At 42.9% G+C, this 13,420-nt stretch carries 13 protein-coding genes; all 13 read left to right on the plus strand.

The window, feature by feature from the left end; translation table 11 throughout:
- The first annotated feature begins 2 nt into the window (after positions 1–2).
- On the plus strand, positions 3–2,135 hold the full coding sequence (gene brxL, locus G604_RS0110720; protein ID WP_028910566.1) for a BREX system Lon protease-like protein BrxL: 2,133 nt from the start codon (positions 3–5) through the stop codon (positions 2,133–2,135).
- Between the two features lie 5 nt (positions 2,136–2,140).
- Entirely contained in the window at positions 2,141–3,604 is a 1,464-nt protein-coding gene (locus G604_RS0110725; RefSeq protein ID WP_036905435.1) for a P-loop NTPase fold protein, read from the plus strand.
- A gap of 93 nt (positions 3,605–3,697) precedes the next feature.
- On the plus strand, positions 3,698–5,599 hold the full coding sequence (locus tag G604_RS0110730) for a hypothetical protein (protein ID WP_155941929.1): 1,902 nt from the start codon (positions 3,698–3,700) through the stop codon (positions 5,597–5,599).
- Positions 5,596–6,276, plus strand: a complete 681-nt coding sequence (locus G604_RS0110735; protein ID WP_028910569.1) for an OmpA family protein — start codon at positions 5,596–5,598, stop codon at positions 6,274–6,276. Before G604_RS0110730 ends, G604_RS0110735 begins: the two co-directional genes overlap by 4 nt.
- Complete coding sequence (locus tag G604_RS0110740) at positions 6,269–7,639, plus strand: EH signature domain-containing protein (RefSeq protein WP_028910570.1); 1,371 nt, start codon at positions 6,269–6,271, stop codon at positions 7,637–7,639. The genes G604_RS0110735 and G604_RS0110740 overlap by 8 nt, the downstream gene beginning before the upstream one ends.
- A complete protein-coding gene (locus tag G604_RS0110745) occupies positions 7,636–10,401 on the plus strand; it encodes a DEAD/DEAH box helicase (RefSeq protein ID WP_155941930.1) in 2,766 nt (921 codons plus the stop codon). Before G604_RS0110740 ends, G604_RS0110745 begins: the two co-directional genes overlap by 4 nt.
- Positions 10,402–10,458: 57 nt before the next feature.
- Positions 10,459–10,932 carry a GNAT family N-acetyltransferase gene (locus G604_RS14225; RefSeq protein ID WP_051220368.1) on the plus strand — a complete coding sequence of 158 codons (474 nt, stop codon included), beginning with the start codon at positions 10,459–10,461 and terminating at the stop codon, positions 10,930–10,932.
- Positions 10,933–10,934: 2 nt separating this feature from the next.
- Positions 10,935–11,402 carry a pyridoxamine 5'-phosphate oxidase family protein gene (locus G604_RS0110755; RefSeq protein ID WP_196801124.1) on the plus strand — a complete coding sequence of 156 codons (468 nt, stop codon included), beginning with the start codon at positions 10,935–10,937 and terminating at the stop codon, positions 11,400–11,402.
- Positions 11,402–11,812, plus strand: coding sequence for a secondary thiamine-phosphate synthase enzyme YjbQ (locus tag G604_RS0110760; RefSeq protein WP_028910573.1), 411 nt, complete (start codon positions 11,402–11,404; stop codon positions 11,810–11,812). Before G604_RS0110755 ends, G604_RS0110760 begins: the two co-directional genes overlap by 1 nt.
- A 7-nt stretch (positions 11,813–11,819) precedes the next feature.
- A complete protein-coding gene (locus tag G604_RS0110765) occupies positions 11,820–12,383 on the plus strand; it encodes a flavin reductase family protein (protein ID WP_028910574.1) in 564 nt (187 codons plus the stop codon).
- A gap of 12 nt (positions 12,384–12,395) precedes the next feature.
- On the plus strand, positions 12,396–12,743 hold the full coding sequence (locus G604_RS0110770; protein ID WP_028910575.1) for an MmcQ/YjbR family DNA-binding protein: 348 nt from the start codon (positions 12,396–12,398) through the stop codon (positions 12,741–12,743).
- Positions 12,744–12,747: 4 nt separating this feature from the next.
- Positions 12,748–12,999: a hypothetical protein gene (locus G604_RS0110775; RefSeq protein WP_028910576.1), complete on the plus strand. Its 252-nt coding sequence runs from the start codon at positions 12,748–12,750 to the stop codon at positions 12,997–12,999.
- Entirely contained in the window at positions 12,996–13,373 is a 378-nt protein-coding gene (locus G604_RS14830) for a hypothetical protein (RefSeq protein WP_028910577.1), read from the plus strand. Before G604_RS0110775 ends, G604_RS14830 begins: the two co-directional genes overlap by 4 nt.
- Positions 13,374–13,420: the final 47 nt, after the last annotated feature.

Raw genomic sequence — 13,420 nt, forward strand, 5'->3', positions numbered from 1 at the left:
TAATGGATACACTCGATAAGAAACTGAACGCGGCCTTCCCAGGCAAATGTGTGCGGAAGGATTTGCTACACGATATTAAGCGCACGGTCAATGTGCCGTCATTCGTTCTTGAGTTTCTGCTGTCACGTTATTGTGCCAGTGATGACCCCGAAGAGATAGAGGACGGCAAGAAAGCAGTACTCCAGACCATAGAACGCAACTACGTGCGCCCTGACCAAAGCAACAAGGCTCAGAGTATCGTAGAGCAAAAGAAGAAGCATAAGTTCATTGACAAAGTTCACGTGAAATACTATGAGCGTGAAAAGAGATATTGGGCGGAGATGGAGAACTTCGGTTCGAAGCGCATCGCTATCAATCCCCAGTTCTATCAGAAGAACGACAAGCTTTTGGAGAGCGGTATCTGGGCCGAGGTCACCCTTGCCTATAATGAGGTAGAGGAAGACGACTATGCCTTCTATATCGAAGACCTTCGCCCCATACAGTTGGCTCACTTCGATGCGGAGACGCTCTTTAACGGCAGAAAGCAGTTTACCACCAAGGAGTGGATAGACGTGCTGATTCGTAGCGTGGGTATCAACCCAGACTGGCTGGAGAAGAAATCACGAGAGACGTTGCACGATGAGACCGGCATGCGACTAAAGATGCACATCCTCGCCAGATTCATCCCTCTGGTGATGAGCAATTACAACAGTATTGAACTTGGTGGCCGCTCGACAGGTAAGTCCTATTTCTACTCAGAATTCTCACCTTATTCCACACTGCTCTCCGGCGGACAGGCCAGCACTGCTACGTTGCTCTATAACAACCAGCGCAAGCAGGTCGGTGCCGTTGGCTATTGGGACAACATCGGCTTCGATGAGGTGGCGAAGATGCGCATCAAGGATGCCGACACCGTGCAGATTATGAAGGACTACATGGCCAACGGACGTTTCTCGCGTGGCCGGGAGGTGACGGGATATGCGTCATTCTCTTTCGTCGGCAACTTCGACTTGAACATCCCGAACATCGTAAATGCCTACAACAAAGACTTGCTGTTGACATTGCCACCCGCTTTCGACTATGCCATCATCGACCGTATCTATGACTATATACCCGGTTGGGAGATACCCAAGATTGACGACAGCAGCCTGAACAACGGCTACGGACTGATAACCGACTATCTCTCAGAGATATTACATTATCTGTTCACCCATAACAGTGAGTATCAGAGCATGCTGAACAAATACCTTAACTTCGGCGACAACGTGGAAGGCCGCGACAACCGGGCTATTCAGCGCACCGTGATGGGTCTTCTGAAACTTCTTTTCCCTGTTGGTGAGCCAGAGCCGGAAGAGTTTGATCAGCTGATGGCCTATGCCATGGAAGGACGACGCAGAGTTAAGGAGCAGTTGAATAAGCGTAAGCCAGATGAGGAATATGCCAACATCAATATGTCCTATATCAACTCAAAGGGTGAGAAAGTCGTGGTATATTGTCCAGAAAGTAAGTATTCTCAAGCGACCCAAAATCCGAGAAAGACGGCAGGGGTAGAGATACCAAAGAAGCCAGAGGCAATCAACCCCAATGATGTCGTCTCCCCAATTATGGTGGAGCGGCAAGATGTAGCTCACATTACACCGCAAGCAGAGGTAAGCGAAGAGCCCGAAGCTGTGGAGAAAACCTTAAAGATTATGTATGGTGACACCGGCTTCGGTTACCGTACAATATTCACCCCGTATCTGAAGGGGGCGCGCCGTATTATCATCCACGAGCCTTATTTGGTGAAAAGCTATCAGCAAGTTGACTTGCTTCAGTTTTTGGAATTGGTATCAAGCATCGGTGATTGTCAGATGGTCAAGGTATATACTGGAACCGGCGAGAATATCCAACAGAAAGAAGACATTCAGTTAGCCTTGAACGAAATAGCAGACTCTCTGGCCAATACGGGCACTGGTATCGATATGACGATGGAGTTTGATGCCAACGCACACGATCGCTTCATTGACATGGATAATGGCTGGGAGATAACGCTTGGACGTGGTCTCCACTATTTTCAGAATATCAACCAGGGCAAGAAGTTCTTACAGATAGGCTCCTATGACAACGACATGAAGCCGTGCCTGGAAACCAAAATAGACTTCAGAAAAATCAAGTAAGAAGAATGGCAACAGAATCAATAAATAGTAGATCTGAAGAACTGGAGATACCAACGGAATCTCCATTCATCAATGATGCCCTAAATAATCGTGCACAATTTGCCCGTCTGATGACACAAATCGTGGATTTGTATGGCGATAAGGGATGCGTGCTGTCTCTTAATGGACAATGGGGATCCGGTAAAACCACATTCGTAAAAATGTGGGAGAAACAGTTGAAGAATGATGGTTACAGAACTGTCTATTTTAATGCATGGAAATATGACTACACAGACAATCCTCTTGTTGCATTAGTATCACAACTGGAGCAAATTAGTGGAGGTGAAAACAATGCATTCAAGAACATAGTAGACTGTATAGGCAGAATAAGTTTTAATTTGTTTCGCGTATTAATAAAAAGTCTTGCAAAAAAGCATTTGGGTGCAGATGTTCAAGATTTTATTAATGCCGCATCAGAGACGGTAACAGAAATAGGGAGCGAAGCTCTCCAAAGCTTCAAAGAACAGAGTCAGACACTAGTTGATTTCAAGAAATACCTGTCTGAATTTGTAGCTTCTCCTTCGACGGATTCTGAGAATTGCAAGACACCTGTGATTTTCTTCATTGACGAGTTAGACAGATGCAATCCCACATACGCTGTCAAGACTCTTGAAATCGTGAAACATCTCTTTGATGTTCCAAACATTGTGTTCGTCCTTTCAATTAATAAGGAACAATTGTGTTGTGCCTTACAGGGATACTATGGTTCCAATGAGATGAATGCTTCTGAATATTTGAAGCGTTTTATCGACATTGAAATGAATTTGCCAGAAGGAAATATAGAAAGTTATTGCCATACTCTTCTTGACAAATTCAACTTCGATAGCTATTTTGAAGTTAGAAAAATCCACCATGCTTACCAAAGTGACAAAGAACAATTTATCGATGGTGCAGTAAAGATTTGTAAGCACAAGCATCTTAATCTACGTGCCATTGAGAAACTATTCGCTCAATGCAGGCTGAGTTTGATGGACTATTCTGCCAATCACAAATTTATGCCCGAAGTTTTCTTTTATTTGTGCTATTTACGTGGTAATGACACACCGATGTATAACAAAATTGCCAGTCAGCAATATAGCATGCAGGAAATGATTGAAGCATTGGAGGGCGAACTTCCAGAAGATATGTTGGCTGCAAGCAAGGAAGACAACAATGCAATCACGAGTGATGGAGGCTTTGTTAATTGGCTCATCGCTACGATGATGTTTCTTTATGCAAATTCGTACAGTCGAGATACGCCAAAAGAATGGCATAGAACTGAAGACGGTAAGAAGATGGAGACATCCTTGAAGTTCAACAAATGTGATAAAGAAAAGATAATGGACATATTGCTCTGTATAAGCAATGACATAAGCAATCAATACCTGAACATGGGCTTTGTTCTGAATAAGATAGAGTTACTTGATTATGTCAACTTCAACACTTTTTGAACTCGGATTGCATATAGTAGGAAGAAGCGCAAGTACAGAGCGTTCATAGTGAGTTTTACAAAAGAGTAATAATAAAATCAAGAATGTATGTGGATGAACATATTGACGGCAGTATGCTGTTTAGCTATCGTGTATATAGCTTATAAGTACTATATTCCTTTACGACGTCTGGCAAGCTTTGTTAAGACTTGGGCGAACAGCCAGAGGGTCAATGATGTAGAGTCTTCATTTGAAGGAATGAAGCAATTAAACGATGGCTATAAAGAAACAGCATCGTTAGAGATAGAAGGTGCAAACAAGACAACGACGCACGCCGAAGAATTCTATTATAGAAGAAACATTGCAAGAGTAATTGGCGTCAACCTTAAAGCAATCAGTTCTGCGCCTGGTCTTATATCCGGTTTAGGCGTACTTGGAACTTTCATTGGTTTGACGATAAGTGTTACTTTGTTCAAAAGTAACAACTCTGAGGAAATTATGAATAGCATCCAAACTCTTTTGGGAGGTATGGGTACAGCTTTCTTGACTTCTGTTTTTGGTATGACTTTGTCTTCTCTATATATCTGGAAACAAAAGAAAGTTTATAACGATTTAGACATCGTGACATCCAAATGGTGCAAGGTATTGGACGACAAATATTTCGTGTCCGAAATCGACTTGCTCAGAAAAGAAAATATGCTCCAGCAAAATGAGATGATGAAAAGTCTTAAGGCTATTCACGAAGCTAACGAGAAGCAATTGAAAGCCTATGAGCAGAGTGTAGAAAATCTCAAACAGCAGGAAGAAAGCCATCAGCAGGCATTAATGGACGCACTCATCGGGTATGATGAATCTGGCGAGGCTATTAAGCCTGGCGATATGCTTCAAAATCTTTATGAAGAATCAGAAAAACAGTCACAGGCTTTGGAGTCCTTCACTACGGATCTGTCCAATGAGTTAAACGCATCATTGGGTAAGACTATGAATGCATCTATTGTTCCACTGATACAAGATTTGGAAAGAAGTCATCAGACTTTTAATAGTAAATTAGACTCACTATCGGAGAACATGAAGTCACCGGCTACGGATATGGTATCATCTGTGGTTAGCGAGCTTAAGTCGTCCATGCAGCAGATGACAAATGAATTTAAGGATTCTATATCAAGTGATACGATGTCGCAGATGGATGCCTTGGCCGCCAACCTCACGAAGTCAAGTGAAGTGTTGAACGGTATTCCTCAAACTATGGAGTTGATGACCAAGAGCGTTACGGATAATTTCAACAATGTCAAGAGCATCATTGGGCAGTTGCAAACATCCGTCGAAGATCAACAAACTCAGATGGTAGAGAAAGCACGCACTGTCAATGAGGATATGGCAACGCAGATGAAAACCAAATTTGATGAGATGATGAGCACCATTACCACATCTGTAGCAAAACTCAATGAGCAACAAAATGGTCTCATTGACGGTCAAGGCCGTTCTACACGTGAGATTGCTCGTCTGCTTGTCTCTTTTGACGAGAGCATCAGTAAGATGAAAACATCGAACTTAGAAACCTCTCAAATGTTAGTCAATGTACAGAAAGTCGGTGAGAATCTGGATGCCTCTGCCGGGAAGATTAAAGAATTGTCAGGAATAATGAAAGATGTTTCCGACACTCTTATCTCACAGCAAAAAGAAAATATGCAGAAATACAAGGAGATACAACTGGCAAATCAAGATACAGTCGATAACATCAACCAGACTTTGAAGACGACCCAGCAATTGATAACAGATTATACTGCACAATATGGCATTATTCATCAAGGATTAAAAGACATCTTTGCAGAGATAAGCAAGGGCCTGCAAGATTATAGCACAACACTAAGCAAAAATACGGGGGAGGCACTCGGATTGTACTCTAATGCGCTTGAAAAGTCAACAAAGGGCTTGCAGAATATCGCGGAGGCACTCAATGATTCTGCCGAAGAACTTACTGACGGCGTGGATAAGTTAAAGATGAGAATACGATGAGAAAACAACTGCGTGAGAACGAAGAGAATGAAAATCCTTTCGCAATGTCGATTGGTGACTTGATGGCTGGCTTGCTGTTTATCTTCATTCTTCTACTGACTGCTACAATGCTCAAAGTGCAAAAGCAGTCAGACAAGGAAGCTATGATTACAACGGAATATAATCAAGTAAAGACACAGTTGTATATTGACCTCCAAAAAGAATTTAAAGATAGCCTCAAAGTCTGGAACGCCATCATTGACTCCACAGAGCTGAGCGTTAGGTTTCAGGAGCCGTCCACTTTGTTTGACTTTAACAAGGCTGACCTCAAGCCAAAGTTCAAAGTGATACTAAACGATTTCTTTCCGAGATACATAGCACTTATCAATCAGCCTAAGTATAAGAAAAATATTGAAGAAATACGTATTGAAGGCCATACTGATACATCGGGTGATTATTTTACGAATATGAAATTGTCTCAAGATCGAACCCGTTCGGTCCTGCAGTATTGTCTGTTTCTTTTACCTCGGAATGAACAAAAATGGGCGATGCAACGCATAACAGCCAATGGTCTGTCGTCGTCGCATATCATTATACGGAATGGTAAGGAAGACCCCAGATTGTCACGACGTGTGGAATTCAGAATCAGGACCAATGCGGAAGAAAAGTTGGAAGAAATAGCAAGACGACATGAATAACGAATTGGCGAAAATACTTGGTTTTAACTTCTCGGCAAGTGACTATGCGCTTGCTGCGAAGACTTTATTGTCACGTTCTGAAAAGAAGGGAATAGACGACAATATCAAGAGGCTTGAGGCCATTGCAGAGCGTTGCCGGGGCATCGAAGAGCGTATTCCTGACAAAAACATTACAGACCAAGTTTTTAATCGTTTTCGTCTTTCCTATAAAATTCCTCAAAAACTTTCTTTCTCTTCCAGAGAGTTGAGAATGCTAATCTACTCAATGTATCGTATGAATACATTGCCTATGATGAAATCGTTTGTATATTTGCTGGATCACAATTGGAGGGATAGATTTTTTAATGGATTGTTGTATTTCATGCTTTCCAATTGGGATGATACTGATGCAGAAATAATGGAATTAGTTATGAATCTTGTTCAAAGTAGATTAGATTCATACCAAGGTAGACGCGATAAGTATCTCATCTTAAAAAAGAACCGACGGTTCCTCTCACAAGAGGGGCCCGAGCTTCTAGGCATTACTTTGAGCCAGCGTGATAAGGGGCAAAGGATAGCCTGCTCTCTTAGAACTGCACCTTCTGTTTTCTTCGGCTTATCGCGTGATAAAATTAATATGCAATATTATTCACGTGTAATAGTAGCATATTTTGAGAAAGACGGACTTTCTCGGCTTAAACTGATGGAAGACGTTCTTAACGAGCATAATTATGGTCCTACTGCAAAACGATTAATACCTGCCATCATTCTTAACAAAAGTAAAAGTGCAACACCATCACAGATGGAAGCCATCAAGACACTTGCTATTACTGAGATTGGGGATCCTTCAATAGCGTCGAAATGGACATTGTCTGTAGGAACAGAAGAGGAGAAGGAAAATCTTAAAGAAGCGAGAAGACTCCTTAACGAATGGATCAAGAGGAAGTTTATCTCCATCTTTTTTGAGAAGTGCGTACGTGATCCAAGAAGAAAGAAGTATTGGATCGAACATGTGGATTTAATTAGCGACTTTGATATCTTTTGCACAAGGAGGACGAGATCCGTACTCATGCAAGATGAGAGAATTTCCAAACTTGTCAGTCAAAAAGTATCATTGCTTAACGATGGTTCAGACAATGAACTGTCAGCTCTGGGTATGACCATCGGTAATTACTACTTTGTGGAGTTTTCTGAAAGTGGTAGCGGTAGTATTTACATCTATCGAGGTAAAGTGAAGAATCCCTCTTACTTCTACCAATTAAAACGTCCTCATTTGCCAACGATTCAATCTTTTATGATAGATAAGGATGAAGGAAAACTTCCGCATTTATCTGATTGGGAGAAAACATTAAATCAATGGTTTAGAAATCACGGCTTATTATGATACAATATCAACCATCAACTGAGTACATAGCATTCCGATTTATAAAGGAAGGAAACTCTCTGGCTTTTTCTCAATGGGACGAAGACGAAGAAGCCTGCGTGTACTCTGAGTTATTGCAAGAGTTTGTTGATAACGGTTTGGCCGTTGTTGATGGCGATGCATGTAATGTCTCATACGATGGTATATATAAGTTAAGCACCTATGAGCGACGGGCATTAGGATTACCGGAAATTTACCCGTATACGATTTATATACAGCCTAAGGGTCTTTTAAGAGATTCGTCTTTCCAGTATGTTATATCATACAGACAATCCAAACTTGGCAGAAGGTTTGCAGTAAAACGAGAAGGGGCTGTTATAAATGCTGGTCATAGCGAATATCTTCTGCGTATGGAACAACTCCGCCTGGTTGAAGCTATTGATGAGTACAATACGTTGCCCATAGAAAGTAAAAGTCTTAATGGCAACCTCATTGCTTTTAGTCAAATAAAAGAGCTGTCAGAACTTGCCCAGGCTACACTTGATAAATATCTCACAAAGGAGAATGTGCTTGTTCCTTCAAAGCTCAAGATAGAAGTTGATAAGGTTGGTGAAGATTGCTATGAAGTCTATCCGACTATAGATTCACCGTTTTCGGATCAGTTTGACAGATACTTAGAATCCCGAGAGGAGGTCCCTGACAACCTAGCTTTGACTGATGACAATAACGGCCGGGTGAGAGTCGTGCTTGACGATGACAAGCAAGAACAGATTCGAAAGATCAGGAAAAACTATCGGAGGGTCAGTTCAAAAGATCTGAAGGAGCTCGTGGATAACCCGGCTTTACACTTAGATCCGGAGCAATGTGACCTTTCGGCATTTTATAGCGACCGTGTGATTGAAATTGGTTTATACAAGCCAAAAGTATATCCATTTGTGTCACCTTTCACTTCATCATGGCTCCCCCCAACGTATGAGGTGGAAGATAGAATAAACGGTAACTCTAAACTTACATTTAAGTCCGAAGAAGAAGTAAACGAATTTGAGCAACAAGCCCGATTGGCGATAGCTGAAGGAAAGTCGTCCATTTCTTATAAGAACATACCACTCAATGTTAATGACGCATTAGAGATAGCCAAAAATGCTCATGAGCAATTTGAAAAGAAGAAACAGAAAGAAGAAAAGAAAGTCCTAATAGTAGAAGAAAATGCAGAAGAACTTGGATACCAAGTTGAATTCTCAAAGTACGATAAGACCAATAAATACATTTTCTCTTCAATTCCTGGCCTGAAGGATGGCATAACGTTGAAGCAACACCAAGTAGAAGGAATTGCATGGTTGCAGCATCTTGTATTTGAACATTCTAAGGGATGCCTTCTCGCTGATGATATGGGGTTAGGCAAGACTCTTCAGCTCCTATCTCTAATAGACTGGTATGATCGCAAATATAATGATACTAAAAAACCATATTTGATTGTAGCGCCAATATCACTCTTGGAGAATTGGGAGAATGAATATATAAAGTTCTTTGAGAAGCCAAGGATTCCTGTAAGAGTTGTAACGTCCCGTGTAGCCAAGCACTTCACAAAAGGCATTGACCGTAACTTCATTCAATTCCTACAGCATAGACATATTATATTGACAAATTATGAGACTGTTAGATCTTATCAATTCAGCTTCTGTGCAGTAGATTTTGCCATTGTAGCACTCGATGAAGCTCAAAAAATAAAGACACCCGGAACCTTAGTGACGAATGCCGCTAAAGCACTGAAAGCAGAATTCAAGGTCGCAATGACAGGTACACCTGTAGAGAATACGATGGTGGATCTGTGGTGCATTATGGACTTTTGCGTTCCTGGATTGTTAGGAAACTGTAGAGAATTTGCACAGAAATATCAGTCGCCATTAAAGTCTCTTGATACCGACATTATCGAGTTAGGGAACGAAGTGCGTAAAGATATGGGGCAATACTTCCTAAGAAGATTGAAGGCGGATGTCGCTAAAGAACTTCCAGAAAAGAACATAAAAAGATTGGAATACCAAATGCCCGCCATCCAAAGGGAATATTATAACCATGCTGTTCAACAAGCCCGAAAGGAAAAAAATAGTCCCAATCCGCCAAAAGGCTATATGCTTGTATGCATTCAGCGACTAAGGGAAATTTCTGACCATCCGTATCTTGGAACAGAGAAGATGGATGATTGTTCTGTTGAAGAGCTAATTGAAAGCTCTGCCAAATTACAAGCTATTATTCCTATCTTGGACGAGATTAAGAAGAAGAAAGAAAAAGTGATTATATTTGCTGAGCGTCGAGATACACAGGCAATCATAAAACGCATTCTGCGCATGCGTTATCAGATTATGCCTCATGTAATCAATGGTGACACACCAACTGGTAAAAATGATTTATTCAAGCGTGGTAAAATGTCACGTCAGCAGGCAATAGATGATTTTCAGAATGTAAATGGCTTCAATGTCATTATCATGTCTCCGATTGCTGCCGGTATGGGACTAAACGTAACAGGTGCGAACCATGTCATACATTATTCGCGCCATTGGAATCCTGCCAAAGAAAATCAGGCAACGGACCGCGTTTATAGAATTGGGCAAGATAAGGATGTCTTCGTATATTACCCAATGGCTGTGTCTGATGGTATTACAACTTTTGACCAGACGCTTGATAAATTATTAGAGAGAAAATCTCAACTAGCAGAAGCAACTTTGTTCCCGTCTGCTCGAATAGAAGTCAACTGTGAAGAGTTGTTTAATGCTCTTGTAAGTTAAACTGCGAGTACGGCTATACAGTATGCTTGAAAAATAGTAATATTGCAATTAATCAATATGGAGCAAATGAACAATTATAGAATACGATGGACTGACGGCAATGACAGGGAGTTTGAAGAGTTCCACGCGATAACTGAGAACTTCTACAACCAGCTTGTCGGTGGTCCTCAGAACAGACAGTCGTTTATTCCGGGCAACCAGTCAAAAGATGTGAAATATGCGATGATAGTCTATTCTGATGAGGATGTCCCTGCTGCCTGCTCCGGTTTGAAAGAACATGGCAGCGGCGATGTGGAGATAAAACGGGTGTGGGTGCAGCCACCATTCCGAGGCCGTCACCTTGCGTCATTGATGATACGTGAACTTGAAGGCTTTGCCCATGAACGTGGATATAGACGGACAGTACTTATGACACGTGAAAGAATGGACTATGCGATAAAGATGTATGAAGGATTGGGTTATAAACGCATTGAGAACTATCCTCCATATCAACATATGGATGATGCGGTTTGCTATGCTAAAAATTTATGAATATGAAAAAACTGATTTTATTCTTCATGCTGATGACAGCAATGGTGGTAAACGCACAGACGAAAAGTGCTGTGCAGGAAGTTCGTGACTATCTCCACGAGTGCGGTGTATTCTACATTGCCACAGTGGATGGTGACCAACCTCATGTGCGCCCGTTCTCAGTGGTGGAGGTGCTTAACGGCAAGCTCTACATTCAGACCGGAAAGAAGAAAAAAGTATTCAAGCAGATGATGGCCAACCCGAAGTTCGAGATCACAGCCGTGAAGCCGTCGGGGACCGAGTGGATTCGCATCAGTGGTAAGCTCGTCAACGACGACAGCCGGGAAGCGAAGGCTTATGTGCTTGACAAGAATCCGGAACTGAAGGGAATGTACTCTGCCGACGACGACAATACAGCTGTCCTTTATATCACGGATGGTGTCGCTCAGTTCTGTTCCTTCTCTGCTCCTACAAAAGAGATAAAGTTCTGATGGTACAGCAAATAGAATTTAAATTGAAGCCCCAGTCCCGTGGCTTCCATCTGATAACCGAGGAAGTACTCCGGCATCTGCCACAGTTGCCGAAGGCAGGACTGCTCAACCTCTTTGTGCAGCATACAAGCTGCGCATTGAGTATTTGCGAGAATTGGGATCCGGACGTGAGGGGTGACATGGAGACGATATACGACAGACTCGTACCGGAGAACATGCCGGACTATCGGCATGTCCTTGAAGGTTCCGACGATATGCCGGCACATGCTAAGTGCATCATCACGGGCGTGAGCATCAACATCCCCATTACTGACGGACGGCTCAATCTCGGTACTTGGCAGGGCATCTACCTCTGCGAGTTCCGTAACGACGGAGGCAGTAGAAACATTGTAGCAACAATTATAGAATAAGACGAATATGAAGAACTTTGATCCAAAGGCATGGTTCATGCCACAAGCAGTACTCGTTATCGGTACTTACGATGCCGACGAAACACCAAACGCGATGAATGCGGCATGGAGTGGTCAATGGGATGAAGACAAGATTATGATTTCGATGGGCAACCATCAGACGACAGTCAATCTCAATACCAATTCCGACTTTACAGTTGCATTCGCCACAACTGAGACTATGGTCGCAGCAGACTATGTTGGCGTTGTAAGTGGAAAGAAGGTCAAGGACAAGGTGGCCAAGACCGGCTGGAAGGTAGAAAAGGGCGAGAAAGTGAATGCTCCCGTATTCACCGATTTCCCCATGACCATGGAGTGCCGCATCGAGCGGAAGATAGATGAGTCGGAGACGGGCTACTATATCGTGGCCAAGATTCTGAACATCAGAGTCAACGAGCAGTATCTTGCCGAAGATGGTAAGCCCGACTTGGAGAAGATGCACCTGCTGACATTCGATCCCGTTCATCTTGGCTACCTCGAAATTGGCAAGCGAGTGGGCAACGCCTTCAAGGACGGAACACAGTTGAAGTAATATAATCAGCTGATGAACATCGAAGAAGTACGCGAATATGCGCTGTCCTTGCCGGGGACAACGGAGGGCCAGGCTTATGGTGAAGGTTGTGTGCTCTTCCGCATCGAGGGTAAGATATACCTCCACTTGTGGTTGGATGCTCCGGAGCCTTCCTGCGCGCTGAAACTTCCACCTGAGCAAGGACAGACGCTGCGTGACCATTACGACGGCATCCGACCGGCGTACCATCTGAATAAGGTGCATTGGAATGATGTTTTCCTTGATGAGATTGACGGTGATATAGTGAAAAACCTTATCACCCAGTCCTATCAGCTCGTGCTCAGTAAACTGCCCAAACGGTTGAGAGAGAAATATATTTAGAGAAATGAACACATCAGACATTGACACAACAAACATGTGCTCACATCTGTGGCATAAGCTGATGGATGCCGATGGCGTTTATCATCAGATATGGCAGACAATCAATGACGACACTGAGCTGACAGCCGTTGTCCGCTCCCGCCAGCTTCATATCTACCGCAATGGCAAGAAAGTGCTGGTACTGAAGGGAAAAGCAGAGCCTCAGATCATTAGGGTGGATGCTGTCTGCGACCTACTAATGGATAAGAAGTTATGAGCTGGAACGAGACAATAGACAATTACCTCTATGATGAGGAGAATGAATACACCCAAGCCGACGACTTGTGGGATGACTTCTTCGTGGAGAGAAGAAACGAGATTGATGAGCGCCCTTGGAACCAAGCCGACGCCCTGGCTCATAGAAATGAACTCAACAAGCAGGTCGGTGATATGCTCGACAGAGTATTGCCGGAAGAAGAGCGTGAGCTGCTGCGCTTGTACTTTGGTATTGGCCGCCGTCGGCATTCCATGGAAGAACTGATTGCACTCTTTGACGGCGAGCGCAAAGTAATCGCCATGTTACAGTCAGCCTTGGAGCGTTTGCGGTATTCAGATGAGATACTGGCCATCTATAAATATCTGCATAGGTAATTTGTCTCCGTCTGAGGAATATACGGAATGCTAAACTATTATAAAGT

The sequence above is a fragment of the Prevotella sp. AGR2160 genome, assembly GCF_000424185.1.
Taxonomy (GTDB): domain Bacteria; phylum Bacteroidota; class Bacteroidia; order Bacteroidales; family Bacteroidaceae; genus Prevotella.

Excerpts from the sequence above, each read along its gene's own strand:
- G604_RS0110775 (WP_028910576.1), top strand. The coding sequence starts at position 12,748 with ATGAACACATCAGACATTGACACAACAAACATGTGCTCACATCTGTGG.
- G604_RS0110740 (WP_028910570.1), top strand. The coding sequence starts at position 6,269 with ATGAATAACGAATTGGCGAAAATACTTGGTTTTAACTTCTCGGCAAGT.
- G604_RS0110745 (WP_155941930.1), top strand. The coding sequence starts at position 7,636 with ATGATACAATATCAACCATCAACTGAGTACATAGCATTCCGATTTATA.
- brxL (WP_028910566.1), top strand. The coding sequence starts at position 3 with ATGGATACACTCGATAAGAAACTGAACGCGGCCTTCCCAGGCAAATGT.
- G604_RS14225 (WP_051220368.1), top strand. The coding sequence starts at position 10,459 with ATGGAGCAAATGAACAATTATAGAATACGATGGACTGACGGCAATGAC.
- G604_RS0110725 (WP_036905435.1), top strand. The coding sequence starts at position 2,141 with ATGGCAACAGAATCAATAAATAGTAGATCTGAAGAACTGGAGATACCA.
- G604_RS14830 (WP_028910577.1), top strand. The coding sequence starts at position 12,996 with ATGAGCTGGAACGAGACAATAGACAATTACCTCTATGATGAGGAGAAT.
- G604_RS0110730 (WP_155941929.1), top strand. The coding sequence starts at position 3,698 with ATGAACATATTGACGGCAGTATGCTGTTTAGCTATCGTGTATATAGCT.
- G604_RS0110760 (WP_028910573.1), top strand. The coding sequence starts at position 11,402 with ATGGTACAGCAAATAGAATTTAAATTGAAGCCCCAGTCCCGTGGCTTC.
- G604_RS0110755 (WP_196801124.1), top strand. The coding sequence starts at position 10,935 with ATGAAAAAACTGATTTTATTCTTCATGCTGATGACAGCAATGGTGGTA.
- G604_RS0110770 (WP_028910575.1), top strand. The coding sequence starts at position 12,396 with ATGAACATCGAAGAAGTACGCGAATATGCGCTGTCCTTGCCGGGGACA.
- G604_RS0110735 (WP_028910569.1), top strand. The coding sequence starts at position 5,596 with ATGAGAAAACAACTGCGTGAGAACGAAGAGAATGAAAATCCTTTCGCA.
- G604_RS0110765 (WP_028910574.1), top strand. The coding sequence starts at position 11,820 with ATGAAGAACTTTGATCCAAAGGCATGGTTCATGCCACAAGCAGTACTC.